Origin of the sequence: Bacillus sp. UNC438CL73TsuS30 (assembly GCF_000482325.1) — a bacterium.
Taxonomy (GTDB): domain Bacteria; phylum Bacillota; class Bacilli; order Bacillales; family Cytobacillaceae; genus Neobacillus.
In genome coordinates this window covers 1,054,142-1,073,528 of sequence record NZ_KI535295.1, presented here as the reverse complement: position 1 = coordinate 1,073,528, position 19,387 = coordinate 1,054,142, and the positions used below count along the sequence as shown (strand labels likewise).

17 protein-coding genes and 1 riboswitch are annotated in these 19,387 nt (G+C 39.9%); of the genes, 1 reads left to right on the top strand and 16 read right to left on the bottom strand.

Annotated features, from left to right (window positions below; genetic code table 11):
* Nucleotides 1-233 precede the first annotated feature (233 nt).
* The 9 genes from M028_RS0119105 to M028_RS0119065 all read right to left on the bottom strand — a co-directional run bounded on the left by M028_RS0119105 (nucleotide 234) and on the right by M028_RS0119065 (nucleotide 9,789).
* Nucleotides 234-1,451 carry an MDR family MFS transporter gene (locus tag M028_RS0119105; RefSeq protein ID WP_026575307.1) on the bottom strand — a complete coding sequence of 406 codons (1,218 nt, stop codon included), beginning with the start codon at nucleotides 1,449-1,451 and terminating at the stop codon, nucleotides 234-236.
* A gap of 91 nt (nucleotides 1,452-1,542) precedes the next feature.
* The gene (locus M028_RS0119100) at nucleotides 1,543-2,991 is read right to left on the bottom strand and encodes a hypothetical protein (protein WP_026575306.1); all 1,449 of its coding nucleotides are present in this window, start codon (nucleotides 2,989-2,991) and stop codon (nucleotides 1,543-1,545) included.
* Nucleotides 2,992-3,052: 61 nt separating this feature from the next.
* Complete coding sequence (locus tag M028_RS0119095) at nucleotides 3,053-3,973, bottom strand: FTR1 family iron permease (protein WP_026575305.1); 921 nt, start codon at nucleotides 3,971-3,973, stop codon at nucleotides 3,053-3,055.
* Between the two features lie 33 nt (nucleotides 3,974-4,006).
* Nucleotides 4,007-4,768, bottom strand: coding sequence for a hypothetical protein (locus M028_RS0119090; RefSeq protein WP_026575304.1), 762 nt, complete (start codon nucleotides 4,766-4,768; stop codon nucleotides 4,007-4,009).
* Between the two features lie 105 nt (nucleotides 4,769-4,873).
* A complete protein-coding gene (locus tag M028_RS0119085; RefSeq protein ID WP_026575303.1) occupies nucleotides 4,874-5,629 on the bottom strand; it encodes a glycosyltransferase family 2 protein in 756 nt (251 codons plus the stop codon).
* Entirely contained in the window at nucleotides 5,589-7,082 is a 1,494-nt protein-coding gene (locus tag M028_RS0119080) for an alkaline phosphatase family protein (RefSeq protein ID WP_026575302.1), read from the bottom strand. Before M028_RS0119080 ends, M028_RS0119085 begins: the two co-directional genes overlap by 41 nt.
* Nucleotides 7,083-7,084: 2 nt before the next feature.
* Complete coding sequence (locus tag M028_RS0119075) at nucleotides 7,085-8,074, bottom strand: lysylphosphatidylglycerol synthase transmembrane domain-containing protein (protein WP_051591095.1); 990 nt, start codon at nucleotides 8,072-8,074, stop codon at nucleotides 7,085-7,087.
* Between the two features lie 62 nt (nucleotides 8,075-8,136).
* Nucleotides 8,137-9,327, bottom strand: a complete 1,191-nt coding sequence (locus M028_RS0119070) for a hypothetical protein (RefSeq protein ID WP_026575300.1) — start codon at nucleotides 9,325-9,327, stop codon at nucleotides 8,137-8,139.
* A 195-nt stretch (nucleotides 9,328-9,522) separates the two neighbouring features.
* Nucleotides 9,523-9,789 (bottom strand): phage holin, encoded by a 267-nt coding sequence (locus M028_RS0119065; protein WP_026575299.1) that lies wholly within the window; start codon nucleotides 9,787-9,789, stop codon nucleotides 9,523-9,525.
* Nucleotides 9,790-9,980: 191 nt separating this feature from the next.
* Between M028_RS0119065 and M028_RS0119060 the strand changes: the two genes are divergently transcribed.
* The gene (locus M028_RS0119060; RefSeq protein WP_026575298.1) at nucleotides 9,981-12,083 is read left to right on the top strand and encodes a transglycosylase domain-containing protein; all 2,103 of its coding nucleotides are present in this window, start codon (nucleotides 9,981-9,983) and stop codon (nucleotides 12,081-12,083) included.
* 97 nt (nucleotides 12,084-12,180) lie between these two features.
* Here M028_RS0119060 and thiE read toward each other — a convergent pair whose 3' ends face one another.
* From thiE to M028_RS30405, 7 genes are read right to left on the bottom strand one after another with little or no spacing between them, the layout of a single operon-like run.
* Entirely contained in the window at nucleotides 12,181-12,846 is a 666-nt protein-coding gene (gene thiE, locus M028_RS0119055; RefSeq protein ID WP_026575297.1) for a thiamine phosphate synthase, read from the bottom strand.
* The gene (thiD, locus tag M028_RS0119050) at nucleotides 12,830-13,654 is read right to left on the bottom strand and encodes a bifunctional hydroxymethylpyrimidine kinase/phosphomethylpyrimidine kinase (protein ID WP_026575296.1); all 825 of its coding nucleotides are present in this window, start codon (nucleotides 13,652-13,654) and stop codon (nucleotides 12,830-12,832) included. The genes thiE and thiD overlap by 17 nt, the downstream gene beginning before the upstream one ends.
* Nucleotides 13,655-13,668: 14 nt before the next feature.
* The gene (gene thiM, locus M028_RS0119045) at nucleotides 13,669-14,475 is read right to left on the bottom strand and encodes a hydroxyethylthiazole kinase (protein ID WP_026575295.1); all 807 of its coding nucleotides are present in this window, start codon (nucleotides 14,473-14,475) and stop codon (nucleotides 13,669-13,671) included.
* A gap of 19 nt (nucleotides 14,476-14,494) precedes the next feature.
* A complete protein-coding gene (locus tag M028_RS0119040; RefSeq protein ID WP_026575294.1) occupies nucleotides 14,495-15,262 on the bottom strand; it encodes a 3-oxoacyl-ACP reductase in 768 nt (255 codons plus the stop codon).
* Nucleotides 15,263-15,277: 15 nt separating this feature from the next.
* Complete coding sequence (locus M028_RS0119035; protein WP_231510841.1) at nucleotides 15,278-16,792, bottom strand: acyl-CoA reductase; 1,515 nt, start codon at nucleotides 16,790-16,792, stop codon at nucleotides 15,278-15,280.
* The gene (locus M028_RS0119030; protein WP_026575292.1) at nucleotides 16,755-17,873 is read right to left on the bottom strand and encodes a LuxE/PaaK family acyltransferase; all 1,119 of its coding nucleotides are present in this window, start codon (nucleotides 17,871-17,873) and stop codon (nucleotides 16,755-16,757) included. Before M028_RS0119030 ends, M028_RS0119035 begins: the two co-directional genes overlap by 38 nt.
* Nucleotides 17,842-19,176 carry a solute carrier family 23 protein gene (locus M028_RS30405; protein WP_081810784.1) on the bottom strand — a complete coding sequence of 445 codons (1,335 nt, stop codon included), beginning with the start codon at nucleotides 19,174-19,176 and terminating at the stop codon, nucleotides 17,842-17,844. The genes M028_RS0119030 and M028_RS30405 overlap by 32 nt, the downstream gene beginning before the upstream one ends.
* Before the next feature lie 75 nt (nucleotides 19,177-19,251).
* Nucleotides 19,252-19,362: riboswitch (TPP riboswitch) on the bottom strand.
* Nucleotides 19,363-19,387: the final 25 nt, after the last annotated feature.

The following is a 19,387-nucleotide window of genomic DNA, read 5'->3' as shown; positions in this document are numbered from 1 at the left end:
CTCAAGAACAATTAAAAATACTATTATTCCAATACTAATCCAAAGCCACATCCCATAGTCCCCTTTATTACTGAATAATTTATCGTATTCGAATTTACCGCTCTATAGCACTATGAGATTAGTTTTTTAGAAAATGATAAATTAATAGACTGGGTTCATGAGATATAATGAATAAGACACTTACAAGAATTAAAGAGATATAGAATAGTTAAAAAGAATGCTGAGCATCCTTTTTAGGTTTTTTCAATACTTGCCACTCTTGATTTTATATAAACCTTATTACCAGCTGTAAAAAAGAAAAGACTTCCCATCGTAATAACTGCAATCATCCAAAACATGACTTGGCCATGAACATGACTTAATAGAAACCCGCCCAAAACCGGACCAAGAAAATTTCCTATTTTTCTAAATTGCCCTGCACCAAAATACGCTCCTCGTAGATGTTCAGGGGCAAGGTGATCAATGAGAATGCTGCTCGAAGGAAAAATCAAAATTTCTCCCAGGGTTAAAAGAATGATCGAAAAAACAGCCGTTACCCAATCGGATACAAAACTAAAACCAAATAGCCCTGCAGCCATAAAAATGGAACCTGCTAGCATGGCCTGCATCGGCTTAAATTTTTCCGCGATATGACTAATCGGCATCTGAAGGACAACAACCATAACCGCATTAATCGTAAGAAGAACAGAAAAAATCACCACGCCGTTTTGCAACTTTGCTTCCAAATGTTGCGGAAGATTTGAATCAAGCTGTACATACCCAATGTTTACTAAAATACTGCCCAAAATTAAAAACATGAGGGCCCGATCTTTTCGTATAATCCTAAATGCATTGATAATAGATACCGTTTTTTTGCTTTCCTTCTGTTGAGGAATGACCAATCTTTGCAAAAAGAAAAACAATACAATCGCATACATTAAATAAGTTGTACCTGTTATGGCAAAAGACATTTTAGCGGACGTTGCCGCTAAATAAGCCCCAATTAGCGGCCCAACGGAGGCCCCGATATTGATAGCGGTATAACGAAGGGAATAAGCTTTCATCCGATTTTTCTTATCGGTGATATCCGCCATCAATGCTTGTGAGGTTGGTTCAAAGAATGAATTGCAAAGTCCATTCAAGGCGTTTAATAGGATAAACCAGCCTTGACTGCTGGCAATTGTAAAACCGTAGTAAACGATTGCTAATGTGAATAAAGATAATAGCATGACCTTTTTTCGCCCGTATCTGTCGGAAAGATGACCGCCAATAAAACCGCCAACGGTTGCCATAAGCGGACTCATTCCAACTGTCAAACCGATAACAACAGGAGGAAGGTCCATATTACGAGATAAATAGATGGATAGAAACGGCAGTGTCATAAAAGCTGAGCCTCTTGCCAGCACAGTACCAATTAAAAGGACCCAAACAATCGTATGAAATTGTCCAAGGTAAGTTTTAATTTTATTCATAAAATTCCTCACTTTATGTATTTTCCTTTATTAGTAAATCAATTTGGGTTCAAAAAGTAAAGAAAAAAAAGACCATACTGGTCTTTTATCATTATTCAACCCATTTATATAAGGTAATATCATGATAAATGGGTTCAAATAGCTCATTTGAATGAAAGCTTTTTAGTTTTTTTACTTTTTGACCAGGGCTGATTCCTTGGGACTTAAATCCTTCGATGACTTTATCGGTCAACAATATCGTCTTCCCGTGATAATACTTTGACTCGAGTCTATACAATTGATATGTTTCTATTCTTTTGTTTAAGTAAGGAGCTTTTAGGTACTGCAGAACTCTTGTTTCTTCCCATGTATAAAGAATGACTGGCTCATCAAACTGCCGAATATATTCATTCATTTGGTAAACTGCAGGTTTTTCTGTTGCTTGTATTTTTAAAAGCTTTACATCACGATTGACTTGACAGAACAAAATTACCACAGTCACTCCCAGAACAATTGCAGATGGCTTTTTCGAAAAAAGCTTAATCATTACAAAAAGAAGGAGCATAAGAACAAGCGGCAGTACATGTCTTGCTTTTTCAATATTCTGCGCCAGTAACGCCCAGACGAAATAACTAGCGAATAACCAATAAAATAGCATGTTTGATGGCTGACTTTTTTTTACCTTTCGAAATAGAAAAGAGAATAAAAGAATATAAAGACATGCAGTTAAGTGCGATTCAGCAAAAGTACCCGTCCAGAAAATATTCTTCCAAATAAACAAGTACATACGTTGAAAAAAGGCTAATTGATCTGTTTCAATACCCCCTCCCCATTCGGTGAAATGCCCGCTTGTAAATGCTAATGAAAGTTTGATGAATCCGCTTATACTCCCTTCGGAAATAACAAGACCCATCACCCATATGAGCTGAAATAAGACTGCCCATATGGTGTAGGCAAATATGGTTCGCATTGGAGTATTATTAGTTTTTACCTTCAGATAAAATAAATAGATCATGCCAATTGCAAAGGGCAGATAGGAGAGACGAATTCCAAGTAAAACACTTAAAAGGCCGAGTGGGACCAGCATATCCCGGTTATTTTTTGAAATAATTGCAAACTCAAGTCCCCATACATACCACCATAGGGCCGCTAGTGCTGCCCCCTCTGACATCGGCTGGTTGACCATAATAACAGTGTAGCTAGATGTATAAATGATTGCAGTTGATAAAATTGCGTAGGAACGTTTGAGTCTTTTATGTATGATTCGAAACAGCGGGATTAGTGAACTTGCATAAAAAAGAATGGTAAAGGCAGTTAGCGCCTGTGAGGGGTCACTCACAAAAACATGCATCAATTTTCCGCCTAAAATAAAAAAAGGATAGCCCGGAAAATGCGGCTGCATCTCCATCAGATCGAAACGCTTGACGGCCAAGGCAAAATCAACCTGGTCCCAGGAAGAAACGAACGGATTAAGGTTAACCCACTGCATGATAAATACAATAAGTATAGAAGCAATCCCCAGCCATTCTATAAATGTCAATTTTAAAATTAAGTTTTTCATATTTCACCGCCTATCCATGAAAAAGTACAAGGCTAACAGCCTTGTACTTTTATAATCAATCTTATTTAGCTTGCGGTTTTAGAATTTTAGCTGTTTCAGATTCTTCATTCTTTTTCGCCGATTTAACTGATTTCGAAGAAGTCAGCAGATAGATTGCTGCAAAATATCCGATGTAAGCAATTACTTCCTCAATCGAAGGCATAGAGGAATAGCCAAATAACGCCTTCAAAAAAACACCTACATCCCCAGATAAGAGCGGTGCATGACCGGTATCACGAAGGTAGTGACTCGCATCAATTGGGTGCTCCGGCAATAGCCACGTCAAATCATACACATGGGGCATTACACTGCCAATGATATTTAAATCCTGCATCATTGAAATCGCTTGAACGAGCAAACCAGCTGAAATTAGTATAATGAAACCGCCAGTAAATTTAAAGAAGGTACTAAGAGGTACTCTCATCGTTCCCTTGAAGAAGAAATACGATACAATCGCGGCAATCACAACACCAGTGATGGCACCCCAGCCCTGCATGGCGGCACCAATATTCCCCCCCGTAATCGCAGCAAAGAAGAATACAGTTTCAACGCCTTCACGAAGAACTACGAGAAAGGAATGAATCACCATTCCAACCACATTCCCTGTCGAGATAAATTGATTCATTTTACCTTCCATGTTACCTTTTAAGTTTCGGCTATGGCTCGCCATCCAAAAGACCATTTGCGTTAAGAGCACAGTTGAAACAAGCATAATCCCTATTTTCAAATACATTTCGCTTCCCATTGCAGCAAATCCGGTAAATACGATCTGGAAAAGAAGCGCTACCCCGACACTGGCCAACACAGCAAGACTCGCACCAAGCCATACAAATTTTACATATTTCTTTTGGTTTACCCTGCTCAAATACGTAGTAATAATCCCTACGATTAACAGAGCCTCTAATACTTCACGGAATGTAATTAACAGTGACTGTATCTCCATTGCCGATTCTCCTCCAACTTGCGATATTCTCTTCTATCTTTGCTTTCTTCTTCTCATTACAGTAATGATGACAACAATTAAAACTGCAACAATTAAGATAATTGGAATCCAATTTCGAATATTGGAAATATCCGTCCAATCTTTTTTAGCTGCTGCTGATTCTTGTTCTGTTGCGCTTTCAGCAAAATGTCCGACTTCTAAACTTTTTATTTTAAATTCTGTTTTTAAGGTATTTAAAATATCTTTTTTATTTTTTTTAAAGGAATCAAGACTTGCTTCCTTTTTTCCTACTCCAAATAAGCCCGGATTTCCTAATGCTTCTAGTGCCTGATCAAAGTCTTTTCGTATTTTCTTGTCATTTTCTGGATGCTCTGCCTCTACTATTGGGGAGAGGGCATCATATGTAGCATGAGCTTTGGCAAGAAGCCTTTTCGTTGTGTCATATTCAGAAAAATTCTTTTCAATACTCTCAAGCCGTCTTGCGATATTTAACACGAGCAACTTTTTCATATTCCTTATCGCTGCTTTTTTATCCTGATCATCGAGGTTCGCCAATATCAACTTAGATGGCTCAGGACCCATATGCATATCGACTTCTTCTTTAACTGTTTCGTAAAGTTTTTTAGCAGAAGTAAAATTGGGAGGGTTCTCATCTAGTTTGACTAACATTTGTTTATAAACTTCTGCAACCTTTTCTTCATTGGGGTCACCATATGAATAGGCGTATACTCCCCTCTGCGGTAGGCATGTAATCAACAGTACAAAACAAAATATAAAAACCGAAAATCTTTTCATCCAAACGTTCCCTCCTACATTCTTAATGATAATGATTATCATCGTCGTTGTCAATGTAACCTTCATAATTTTCACATATTTATCATAATTACCTTTGTGATTTACTTACTGTACTTTTTCGCTTACTTGTACCATCTCAACTTGTTGGTTTTGATTTACTTTTTTAACCGGCCTTCTCATTTCTTTTAAAATGGCTGGTAAAACCGAAGTCATATACTTTTTAAATTTGATAAACGACTCCCCTGTATTTCGGACCTGATAACGAATCGGGATCTCCTTCATCCGGAATCCCTTTCGAATTAGGTTAAGCGTTACAACCTGGGCATAGTTATAATCATGAATAATTTCCGCTTCCTTCATGGCATTTCTTGAAAAAGCCCGCATACCGGATTGGCCATCGTAAATCCATTTTCTTAATAGTAGTGCCTGAAGCATGGTGAAACAATAGTTTCCTAACCTGCGATTCCATTTCATCCCGTTAATGGTTCCAAGAAAACGAGATCCCATTACATAATCAGCTGACCCATTAAAAATTGGTTCGACCAGTTCCGGGATTTGATCGGCTGGATATTCGTTATCAGCATCAATCATCACCCCAATGTCTGCCCCATGAAAAACACATAGCTCCAACCCTTTTCGGACAGCAGCTCCCAATCCCTGATTGATCGTAAAGCTGTGAATATAGTCTGCCCCCGCAATTCTTGCCACCTCTACTGTATTATCATTTGAACCATCATTAATGACTAAAACCTCAATGTTGATATTCTGATGAAACTTCCTTGGTATTTTTTGAATCACTTCTGCAATCGAAGCTTCCTCATTATAAGCTGGAAGGAATACGATAATTTTCTTCTGTTTCATTCAACTCTACATCCTTCCTGATTGCATCAATTAATACAGGACCACGGGCATGGTCTGGGTAAGGAGCTCCCAATAAATAAGAAATCGTTGAAGCGAGTGATACTAAACTATGTTTTTCCTCCACTCGTCTCCCCTTCTTAATCGAGTGCCCATACATGAAAAATGGGACATACCTTTCCCCTTCGTCCAAATGTCCGTGACCACCGATTCCATCCGCTTGGCCGTGGTCAGCACAAACGATGAATGTATAGTTTTCAAGCTTTCCTTTTTCTTGAAGCCATTCAAAGTATTCCTTTACCAGTGCATCTGCTTCCTGGATTTTTTCGATATAGTCATCATAAAGGACTCCTCGGCTATGTCCCGTTTGATCGGTTCCAATTAATTGAATAATTTGTAAATCTGGGTCTTGTTCATCCATAATATTTTTTGCCCGTTCAATAATATTGCGGTCGGCAACATCATTGTTCATCACAGCGGTAACGGTTTCGACATCCTTGCCAAAGGAATCGACAAGATGGGCAATCCCCAGCAATGATCCCTTTTTCCCGATTTTTCGTAAGGAATCAAAAATACTTTCAACTTTCAAACCAAGCTTCCATACCATATTCGATTTGATACCATGTTCAAATGGGTAGGTGCCCGTGAACATGGAAGAGAAACAAACAACGGTTCTTGCAGGGTATACCGTTTCCATTCTGGTATACTCCGTACCATTTTTTCGCAAATAATCAAGGAAAGGTGTATGTGCTTCTTCAAAACGTTCCTTCCGCATTCCATCGATGACCAGCACGATGACTTTCTCATTTACAGCATTACCCGGCACGTCAACATTATCGGTATAGGTGGGAATTACTTTCGGTTTCCAATCAAATAGGTTTTTATGTAGAATCCAGGCAAATAGAAGAATTCCCGCATAAAAAACTGCCAACATAGATAATTCCTTACCAGTCCATCCTGTGCCTGCAGTACCAAAATTCCATAACGATAATAATAGAAGGAACTTTGGCAGCTGTTCTTGAGCATTTCCACTTGTAGAGTCACTATTTTTTAAAACCAGCTTCCAAAACCGGGTGAAATTCAGCCAGGAGGTGCCGATTCGTAAATGATAGTAAAAAGTGCCCCAAAAAAAAACGGTAAAGAAGAAATAGAGACCAATTGCAAACAACAGCAATCCAAGGTTTACTTGATTCCAAATCATTAAATAAGCAATGTATGGAATCCAGAGATAATTTCGAAGGAACAATGGAAAGTCGAACAAGTAATAAATAATTAATAGCGGCACAATGCCAAGAAAACCAGCAAAAAGATCAACCGGATTAGGTGCTTCACCAATTCTAAAGATTATGTATAGAATCATTGTTCCCACAGTAAAAATGGGTGTAAACGGCTTTCCTTCATTTAAGAGGTTCCAGCATCTTGCCGCAACCTTTTCAAATTTTGATGCTTTTTTCATCCTTAATCTCTCCTCAAACGTAGTAACGCTTTAATTTGTTTCATTTTTACAGCTGGGGATTTCAAAAGCAGCAAGAACCCTGCAAAATAAGAAAAGATAAATTTATAGCTATGACTAATTAATGCAACCATATAGCCTTCACTTACTGGATAATGAAAACTGGTTAATGCTGCTGTCATCACTGATTCGTATGTAGAAATTCCCCCAGGGGTAATTTGAAAAACCTGCCCCCCAACTGTTATGGAGTTTACCCAGATGGCTTTAAATGGGCCAAGATGCTGGCCGATTGATGCCGTCACCCCAAAAACAACTGCACCTTCAAGGGCCCAGCTCAAAACTGTAAGTGTGAAGATAGGCAGAAAATTTTTAGCCTGAAAACCATTTTTTAATATATGTAGATGCTTTTTGAAAAACTTTGGGAGGTATCTCCTCAAGAACCATATTGCAAGGATTATGAAAACAAAAGCAGCTATTAGAACAACAATGGATGATTTAAACAGAATACCGCGTGAAAAAGCCAAGAGGCCTATGAATGAAAATAGCAGTAAAATCAACATATCCAATACTCTTAACACCACTACCGAATGAGCAGATATCGAAGTTGAAATATGCTTTTCCCTCCAGGAAAGGACGCCAATCCTAACAGCATCCCCTGCCTTAATCGGAGTAATATGGTTAATGAATAAACTAAAGAGAAGCCCCTGAAGACAGCTAAAATATCTAACTTTTTTCCCTAAGTAAATTCTCCATGTTTCGGCTCGCAGACAAAATGATAAAAAATAACATATAGTTACAATCAGAAGAATTAGTGGGTTATCGACAAAAAACTTCCTCGTTTCCTTCCAAAATTGCTCCGCATGAAAATAACGGACAGAGAGAAAAACAAAGACGATAATTAGTAAAAATCCACCTGTTCGCACCCAAGCTTTATTCCTTCCTGATTTCTTTGCCAATTTGCTTGATTTACCCTCATACACTTCCATCCGCTCCATATGTATACTATTCCCTAAAAACAGGAAAAACCTTGCAATTGTAACAAGGTTTTTCCACTAAATTATTTCGCTTTTTCTACGATTGTATTCAGAGTGGAGATCAGGTCCTTCAATTGCGCCTCGCCAGCAGCTTTATCTTTTGCTTTTGCGGTTTCAACATATTTATGTGCTTTCTCGTTCAGGTTCTTGTAGGCATCCTCACCAAGCAAGGTTTTGATATCTTCACCGATGATGTCGATAAATAATGCACCCTCTAAACCAGTTACAACCGCTTTATCATCTTTACCAAGTAACTCCTTGCTTTCACCGTACTCACTGATTGCAATTTTCGCAAATCCGCGAACAAATGCTTTATTTACTGCAGTTGGGTCAAGCTCCAAAACATTCGATTCTAAATTAAATTGTTTTTCGATAAATGCTGTTTCATCAGCAGCATGTTTGTTAAGGTATGAGTAAACAGATTGGAAGAATGCCCAGCCTTCAGCTTGTTCTACTTTTGCTGCTTTTTCATCCTTTTTCGCTTCATTTGCCGCTTTTGTAGCATAGCCGTTTGGTAGTGCACCAGTTGCTAAGTAGAAGGTCTTCATTAAGGTTTTGTCCACTACTTGCTTACCAAGATTAAAGCCTAATTCATCGTTGTTTTTAACAGCTGTTTCGATTTCGTTAAAGCCTCCATCAATTGCACTTACAAGATTGGTACCATAAGCAGCATCACGTTTTTCAACTGTAGTTTTTAGAATTGCATAATATTCTTTTGCCTCTTCAATTTCGTGATTTACTTCTTCAGTTTTGCCCCATTTATCTCCTACTTCAGTAAAATCATGCTTAATTGATGTATAAAATACCTTTTGCATAAGCTTATCAAAAACTTGTTTTACCACAACCGGGTCCAAGGATCCGTCTTTGCCAGCTGTTAATGCAGCCGTGATTTTTTCATCAACAGTATCTTCAAATTCTGCATCCCTATTTTGAACTAATTCTTTCAAATTGTTGTTATATAATTGTGTGACTTTATCAAAGTCAACCTTTTTGCCTTCCTTGGCTTTCTCAAGCTCTGTCACTGCTTCTGTAAAAACATCTGCATATTCTACTTTTTCTTTCTCAGCAGATTCGTTTTTCTCTACTTCTGATTTTTGATTGCTTTGATTGCTTTCAACTTTGGATTTATTTGTATTCTCTTCTGCTTTGCCACATGCTCCTAGTACCAGTGATAATGCGGCCATTGCTGCAAACACTTTAAATTTCATTGCCATTTTGCTTTCTCCCCCGTATGTAGATTATTTATATATTTGATAATGATTATCATTTACATTTATAATTATAATAGAGAATGATTATCAGTGTCAACGGAGTTTTTTCAATTGTTACAAATTAGACACAAAAAGCAAAAAAGTCCACACTGTCAGTTGAATGGCAGCCTGGACGTTTTCTTTCATTATATTATTCTTTTAACTTGGGTCTTTATAATTTAAGGCGCGGTCACTATCCCCATATCCTTTTGTGGTTGGATCTTGAACGAGACCAAGCATTGAAAGAATGACAAATATAGCATTAATAAAGGTTAATACTGAACTCTGAATCGCTTGTGTCAATTCAAAATGGATTAAACCCAACATATTTAATCCAGACAAAATCATTTGAAGAACGATCATCACCTGCGAAACAAAGGCAAGCACCCAATGTTTGTTTTTTAAGCGAACTTTCCAGTTAATCATGCTTCTACTCCCTTCATATGTTGTAATCTCTCTTTTCTATAAGATATGCTTGTGACATAAATGGTTGTCCAAAAAAACTGCTTCTAAAAAAAATGGGTATATTTCTAGAAAAATTACCGTATTATTGGTCTTTTTCGACAATAAATCTTATAATGAAAAAAGCAAAATTCCCTTGAAAGTTAGGAGATAAAATGGAAAAATTGCAGCCCTATTGGGAAAAAATTGGAAATTTTTGGAAAAAGCGTCATCTTACACAAATTTTTTTATTAATTTTATTGTTCGTTGTTTTAATTACGATTCTTTATTTTGGTTGGATTGCAATTAGAGCAAATGTGGAATCGTTAAAACAGGGGTTAAACCAGCCAACTGTTATTTATGATAAAAATGGCAAAGTGGCAACGAATGTATTAACGAATCGGACAAAGGGCGTGAACATTGAAGAAGTTCCAAAATATGTTCCAAATGCTGTTGTGGCAATTGAGGACGAGCGCTTTTATCAGCATGGCGGCTTCGATGTCAGAGGGATTGCCCGAGCGTTTTTTGGAAATTTATTATCTGGAAGAGTAACGGCAGGAGGAAGTACCTTAACCCAGCAGCTTGCTAAAAATGCTTTGCTCTCGCCAGAACGGACCTACAAGCGGAAGGCTGAGGAATTATTTTTGGCCGTTAAAATCGAAAAGGTTTATACCAAAAATGAAATTTTGCAAATGTATTTGAATCAGGTCTACTTTGGCAGCGGTGCATGGGGGATTGGAAATGCGGCAAAGAAGTATTTTAATAAGGATATCAAGGATGTATCCATTAGTGAGGCGGCTCTCTTGGCCGGATTGCTTCATGCTCCGGACTACCTTGACCCTTATAAAAATTATGATGAGGCCGTTAAACGCCGCAATGTGGTACTAGCCAAAATGAAGGAACTTAACTTCATTACCGCTTCACAGTATAAACAAGCGATTAATGAAAAGATTGTCCTTGATAATGGCGGTGGAAGCTTTGTTGACCGGAAATACCCTTACTATGTTGATGCCGTATTAAATGAAGCAATTTATCGTTATGGCTTGACACAGGATGAAATTTTAACACGCGGTTATCGAATTTATACCGAAATGGATCAGAATTTGCAGGCAGGTATGGAAAATGTATATAGTAAGGATTATTTATTCCCAAGAAGCATGGGTGGAAAGCTATCACAAAGCGGGTCGGTATTAATGGATCCTGCCTCAGGAGGAGTACGGGCTCTTGTGGGCGGCCGCGGTGAGCATGTATTTCGCGGCTTTAACCGGGCAACGCAATTAAATGCTCAGCCTGGTTCATCTATAAAACCGCTCGCAGTTTATACGCCTGCACTTGAAGAGGGATATGATTATTCCTCTGAGCTAGTAGACAAGCCAATTTCCTTTGGCAAGTATAAGCCGGAGAATTTTTCAAGAACATATAGCGGGAAGGTTCCTATGTACAAAGCTCTTGAGGAGTCCTTGAATATTCCAGCGGTTTGGCTATTGGATAAAATCGGACTTGATAAAGGTCTTAATTCCTTGAACCGTTTCGGTATCCCCGTCCAGAAAGCCGACAAAAACTTAGCGATCGCGCTTGGCGGTATGAGTAAAGGGGTTTCCCCTCTGCAAATGGCCGATGCATTTTCAACGTTTCCAAATGGCGGGAAGCGGTATGACAGCCATCTGATAACGAAAATTGTCGGACCAACTGGGAATGTGATTGTGGAGCATAAATCTAAAGCAACCAAGGTAACTTCAAAGAAGGTGACGAATGAGATGACCTCTATGCTGTTAAATGTTGTGGAATCAGGAACAGGTCAGCGCGCCCATATACCTGGAGTTCAAATTGCCGCTAAAACTGGTTCCACCCAGCTGCCTTTCAGTGGTGTTTCCGGAACAAAGGCTCAGTGGATGGTCGGGTATACCCCAAATCTCGTTGGCGCCATCTGGATTGGATTTGACCAAACGGACAGGCAGCATTATTTGACGGGCGCAAGTTCAGTCCAAGTTGTACCGATTTTCAAGGAGATCATGCGGTCTTCCCTTCCATATGTTCCACGGAAGAATTTTGATGTGGTTTCGGTGAATGATCAGCTTGCTGGAAAGACTCAATCCAGGAAGGAAATGCAACAAAAGGCAGAAGAAATTAAAAAGGAATTAAATGCGAATGCCGAAAAGATCGGCAAAACAATTAAGGAAAATGCCCCTGTTTGGAAGGAGAATCTGGATAAAGTTCTGTATAAAGTCGGCCAAACGGTGGATTCGGTAATTCAGAAAATTCGTGGAGCTACTCAATAAATTAGTAAAGCGCCCCTAGCCTTAGCTGGGGCGCTTTTTACTGGTTATTTTCGGATTTTCCACAGTTTTGTCCTTCATTTGGTGATGGAGTAATTGATTAGTAATTTTGCTCCCCAATAACTGCAAACCATAATTGTCTTGCTGATTCAGTAACATCAGCAGCCTTACTAATGGACGTAATTACTGATACCCCATCTGCCCCAGCTTTCAAAACCATCGAGGCATTCGACGCATTAATCCCGCCAATCCCAACTAACGGAATCATAATACCATTTCCACGTAGCTTATCAATTAAAGAAGTCCCCTGTACTGCTTTCGCATCCTCCTTGGTACTGGTTGGAAAAATCGGACCAATTCCAAGATAGTCGGCTCCGCACCTTACAGCTACCTCGGCTTCCTCAAGGGTGTGAGTGGAAACCCCCAGAATCTTATTACCAATCCTTTCACGAATGGTTTCAACCGGTTCATCATCCTGCCCAATATGAATACCATCCGCATCTAATTCTAGCGCCAACCCAACATCATCATTGACAATGAAAGGAATTTTGTTCATCCGGCAAATTTGCTGGAGCCTTCTTGCAAGATCATATTTTGCTGCTCCATCAAGAGCACCTTTTCCTTTTTCTCGAAATTGAAACAAGGTAATTCCTCCAGCAATCGCTTCTTCCAACACCGTTTCAGGATCTTTATTGCAATTATTACTCCCCATAATAAAGTAAACTTTTAAAGCTGCCTGGATCGATTCCTTATTCATTCGTTCCATTTAAAATGCCCCGCTTTCGGTTGTACGCCCAATGGTTCGTCGGCCCATGGCCGGAACCAATGAACAAATCTGCTTCGATGGCCGCTTGAATAAATTCTTTGGCATTTGCAACAGCCTCATAAACATTGGAACCTTTCGCTACTTCTGCCGTAATCGCCGCTGAAAAAGTGCAGCCTGTACCGTGGGTGTTTCTTGTTAAAATTCGCTTACTATTAAAATAGTAAAATTCCGTTCCATCATAGAGAAGGTCAACAGCATCTTCGAGTTTCTCATCATGGCCGCCTTTTATTACTACATGCTTAGCCCCAAAATCGATGATTCGTTTTGCTGCTTTTTTTCGATCATCAATAGTAGTAATCGTCATTCCTGTTAACACCTCGGCTTCAGGAATATTCGGGGTTACTACCCATGCCAATGGTAAAAGATATTTTTTCAAAGCTTCAATGGCTTCCATTTGCAGCAGGGATGCGCCCCCTTTTGCAATCATCACCGGATCAACAATACCCTTTTCCCACTGATTTTGACTAATTTTTTCCGAAACCGCACGAATGATCTCTGAACTGAAAAGCATCCCTGTTTTCACAGCATTTGTCCCCATATCAGCTCCTATGGAGTCAATTTGTGCCGCCACTGCTTCTTTAGTCATCGGATAAACCGCTTGCACACCCAATGTATTTTGTGCCGTAACTGCAGTTAGAGCAGACATTCCGAAGACACCTAGCTCTTGAAACGTTTTTAAATCCGCCTGGATTCCGGCACCACCGCCAGAATCAGAGCCTGCAATCGTTAATGCTTTTCTGACATCCATTGTACTCTCTCTCCCTACTGTTCAGTAAAATAACCATAATTCTCAATTTCTGCCCCGGAAACTTGATAAAGTTGATTTAAAAATTCAATTTGAAAACTTCCCGGTCCCATAGAAGCTGTTTTTTCAGCGGCAATTTCAGCAGCAGACCCATAGAAGACTAATGCTGAAACGGAGGCTGATAGCAAATCCTTTTCAACAGCTGAAAAAGCACCAATTACAGAGGTTAATAAGCAACCGGTGCCGGTCACTTTTGTTAGAATCGGATGACCGTTATGAACGATAAAGGTTTTCTTACCGTCAGAAATGACATCATCCTTACCGGTTATCACAACAACAGTATTCAATTTTTGTGCTGTTTGAATCGCCAATTCCATTGCATTACCGTTTGACTCTCCTGCATCTACGCCTTTAATCTCCCAATCAAGCCCTGCAACATTGGCGATTTCTGCTGCATTCCCGCGGATTACTGAAATTCGTATCTCATTCATAAGTTTTTTAGCTGTTTCCGTTCTAAAAGGGGTTGCCCCTGCACCAACTGGATCAAAAATAACAGGTACCCCATTTACGTTCGCTGATTTACCAGCAATGATCATCGATTCAATCTCTATTGTGTTTAACGTACCAATATTTAGTACAAGAGCGCCTGCTATTTTTGCCATATCCGCTACTTCCTCGGGAGCATAGGCCATAACGGGCGATGCCCCAAGTGCCAGCAGTCCATTTGCGGTAAAATTTGTCACCACTACATTTGTGATGTTATGTACCAACGGGTTTTTTTCTCTTACTTTTTGTAGTGTCGCGCTTATAAACTTTTTATTCATATCAAATTTCCTCCTTCTATTAATTCATCACTATTCCGCCATCTACATTTATACACTGCCCAGTAATAAATGATGCCCAGTCAGATGCTAAAAATAGAATAGCTCCTGCAATATCGTCGGGCATAGCAAGGCGGTGCATCGGTGTTAAACCGATTATCATTTCTCGTACATCCTCTTTTGTCTCCGAACTGGAGTCGGTTGGATACGTAAGTCCCGGGGAAACCGCATTAACCGTAATTCCAAAGGCACCCAGTTCTTTTGCAAGGTTCCTTGTATACCCTAGCAGGGCCATTTTTGCTGTTGAATAATCATGATACGGGACTACCGGGAAATCGATTAAATTACTAGTAATATTGATGATGCGTCCCGACATTTGTTTTTTCATAAAAGGCATTGCAGCTTTGCAAATATGAAAAGCACCTTGGAGACTGCCTGCGATTTGCTGGTCATAATCCGCCCACTCCAGTTCCCAAGCTGTCTTACGTGTTTTTGGATTAAACGTATAATGGTTGAGGGCATTATTGACCACTACATCAATTCCACCAAAGGAATCAATGATTTGGTTCATCATTTCGCACACTTCGACTTCATCCCGGACATCTGCTTGAATTGCGAAAGCCTGTCCCCCCATTGCTTCAATTTCCAAGACTACTTGCTCAGCAAGCAGATTATTTTTCAAGTAATTCACAATTACAAACGCACCTTCAGATGCTGCCTTCTTAGCAACGGCGGCACCAATTCCGCGGCTCGCCCCCGTAACCAGGACAATTTTATCTTTTAAAATCATTTTTCAACCTTCCTTCTACTCGACATCCGGGTCAAACCGTTCCAAATCTTGTTCAAGGTTCCGTTCAATATCAGTAAACCTTACTAAATCCAGTAAGTTAAAACCGCCATCGTGATGCCAGCCTGGCTTCGCCCGATTCATTTCGCCAATCGGAGCGATACGATTAACCCCCATTTTCCCCAGCAATTCAGCGATTTGAAAAAGTCGAACCGGTGATACCGCAAGGCCACAAGATTGTAAATAGTCTTGATATGGCATTATTTTCTCAAAATCAACCTCTAAGCTTTTTGAGCTGAAAACATGAATTGTTCGATTCAGCGGCGACCCTTCCATTCCTGGTTCAGGATGATAAATGACCGTCCATGCAGAATCGTTTTGACTTGCAAAGACACTGACGCCATCCCCTGACAATGACTCCAAATGATAGTGATTTCTTACCTTTTGAATGGACATTGCTTCTTCAGCGGCAAGCTTGGCCCGCGGACGTTTTTTATGATAACGTTCTAATTCCGCTGCAAGCATTTGTGCAAATTGCTTCGGACTGACGGCCCCTCCCTCTTCCACTAATACCGATTGAGGAGATAAACAGCTTTGCTGGTCGTATACGGAAACATCCTCCGCCAATTTGTGAATGGTGTCAAAATAATAGTCGGCAGTAAGTGCCTCCTTGCCAATCAAAGCGAGACTAATTTTGTGGCCATAGGTTAATAATTTCTTTCCAAATGGCACGAGTTCACGTATTTTTTCTACGGTTGTATTGGATCCATAAACAATCACCGCTTCCGCTGCTGCTATTGCCTGCTCCTCAAGCTCCTTTGTCCCGCCTTTCCAGGGAAGTATCGCGATAGATTCAGCTAATAGCGGGTCCACTTCCTTTAATGTTTCTGCAAACAAAACGGGAAATAACGGCTCCGCCGTAGAGGTTTTTCCGATATTCGCGGATTTCAGCAGCAGTCCCATGATTAAACTCCAGATTTGAACACCTGGGACGTTTCCGGAGAAAACATGAAAAATCGATCTTGGTCCAAATGCTTTGCTCATACCCCCAGTTTTTCTCGGACGAAACTCATCAAGCATGGCTGGCTGGTCAAACTCTTCATCAAGAAAGCGCAGGAGTTCTTTTTTGCGAAACATTCTAATGTACCGTTTTAATTCTAGCCTGACCATCTCCGAATCATATCCAGTAATTCTAGGAATCAGAATTTCCGCAATTTGTCGTAACCGATAATCAGGATTTAGCCATTGCTGAACGGCCAGGTCAATTTTTGCAACGATATCGCTTATCGAGAGACCAGCTAAATATCGATTCCTATTTTCCTGAACAGTCCGAGAAATCTCGGCGATGTTACCTGCTGATAGAATCGGATATTTTAGTATAAAAACGCCCTTTTCTGTTTCGTACAATTCCTCACGAAATTCAGTTAGCCGGATTGACTTTGGTACTTTATAGGCCGAAATTTCTACTACACGATCATCCACCATTGCAATCCCCTCATTTTCCATTTGCCTGCAACAATTGGTCAATTGCAATTGAGCAGCCTCTTGCTTCTGAGCCCTTTACTCTTCCAAGTAAAACAAGTCCTTCCTCCGTTTTATAACCCAAATCCTCCGTCAAAATTGCCTGGCAAGAATTCCAATTGGCTAAATCATAATGAGCAATTACCCCTGTCTCACCATTACCTACAGGCTCTAATGTATTTGGATCCAGCACGATGGTTTTCACCCATGCTGGTCCAGCTTTATCGAAAACAGTTGTTCCCGTTAAATGGTTTGATAGAATGGTTTGATCATAGATTTGTGAACTTAATTCCGTCATTCCATACATATTGATACACATCGTACGATCAACATGGAAATACTCCTTGAACATAGAATATAAACGGTCCATCTCTACTTCCCGTGACTGCCCTTTAAAACCGCCTGTATCAAAAATCCGGCTGCCCTTTGCCAGTTTGAACCTGGTGTTCTTTTCTTTTAAATCATCTAAAACATGCACATAAGCGAACGTTGCTCCTATCAGGAGAACCGGCTCCCCCCGTTCTTCCGATTCCTTTAATGCCACTGCCAGTCCTTCCATATCAAGACCGTTTTCATCGAAAAAGAAACGACTTTTTTCGGTACCTAAAAAGGTTACTGCATTTGTTAAATAACGGGAAAGCGAGGAATTCTGATTCAAATCTGCCCCCGGCGACAAAACGAACATCGTGATTTTTTCGACATCCGGCAATACAAATTGTTTAAACGGCCCCTTCATGGAAGTATCCCAAACTGCCAGTGTTGGATGATAGTTTTTCCCCAAGGCAATCTGGTTTGTCGTGCCGCTTGTCATAAACACGGCCTCTACGTCCTCTACAGGTTCAGAGGATAAAACCATTTCTTTAAATCCTTGAATCGGAATGGCCGGAATATCCTTCCAATCTTTGACCGTTAACGGCGTTTTCCTTTTTGATTGGCAAAACTTTTTGTATGGTAGATTGAAATTGAATTGAAAGTTAAAAAGCTTTAAAGCCAGTTTATTAAAGTCAGTCTCAGCATCAGGAGGAAGCCCTTCTGGAAACTGATGAATAAAATCTATGATTTCACAGGTGATCTGTTGTGACTCTACTCTCATTTTTTCTTGCCTCGTTTCTAAACAATTTTGGTAGATGAACGAATAAAACTTGAAGAATAATTGAGAAAAATGCACCTATAAAAATGCTATTGGAGAGGAACGTTCCCACTGTTCCTTTTACATCTTTAAAATACGTCGGAAGACTAATCGCTAATAGGATGGATAATCCGATAATCATGTAATTTGTTTCGTTTTTATCCACTTTAGCCAAAATCGAAATACCGGTAAAAACTAAGCTGGCTGCAGCAGGTAAAAAGATCCCGCCGACAACGGCATCCGGTGTCAATGCTAGAATGGCACCGGCTTTTGGGACAAAGCCCAGTACTAAGAAAATTACCCCAGCAACAATCACCGGTTTTCGTGAACCTACACCTGTTAATCTTAGAAGTCCAACGTTTTGAGCATATGCGGTAGTAGGGAATCCTCCGATTAATGAGGAAATAAGTGAACCGGCCGACTCACCTGCAAATCCATTCCGGATTCTTTTTCGGTCTAAATCAATATCAAGCATTTCCGCGGATGCCTGATAAACACCCATTGCTTCGATAATCGCTACAATATAAGCCACAAAAAATGTCAAAAACCAGCTCCAATGGAAGGTAAACTCTCCGTAAGGAAGAAAATGGGGCATGCCAAACCAGCCTTTTTCACTAATGATCGAAAAATTTGTTTTTCCAAAACAAATGGCAATCAAATCCCCAACAATCAGGGCAATAAGGAAAGAGAATGACTTCCATATGCCGCGGCCGAAAAGAGATAATAAAATAACCACCAAGGCTGTTGGGATGGACATGACTAGCGTGCTCATGCTAGCAAAACTATCCATTCCCGGTGTTCCGCCTAAAAATTCATATAACGTAAAGCTTGATAAGGAAATTCCGACGATAAAAATAACGGTTCCGGAAATAACTGGTGTAAATAGAGCCTTTAGTTTTCCGATTACACCGGTAATGGATAATAGAAAAACAATAATTGCACTTAAAAAGATACTGCCACTCGCAGCCGCAAGCGCATTTGCTTTACCCGCTGAAATCATGATTGAGTCAAAGGCAGCGGACGGTCCTTGAACAATCGGCAATCTGACAAGCTTTGTTGCTTGTATCAAGGTTACAAGTCCTGCAGAGATAAAAATGGCGTTAACAATATTGGCTGATAGGGACAACGGCAATCCAATCATCGCTGCGACAAAAATTGGATCCAGCCAGACATTTGAAACAAATACATGCTGCAATCCATATAAAAAACTTTTAACTGGTGGTAATTTTTCCTCCACCCCTATAACAATACTTTCGTTCTCATTCATGCTGTACTCCCCTTTATAAAAAATAAAAAAGCCAGATCCATAAATAGGACCTGACTTAATAGGCAATAGAAAAAATTAATTTTTCCACTACTTTCCTACGCTGGTATGATCCAGATCAGGTCCAAAGGGTTAAAAAACAAATTGTTTTTCTCTCAGCCTCGAATCCGGGCACCCCTAGTAGTCTATGAATTTAATAATTTTATCCTATACC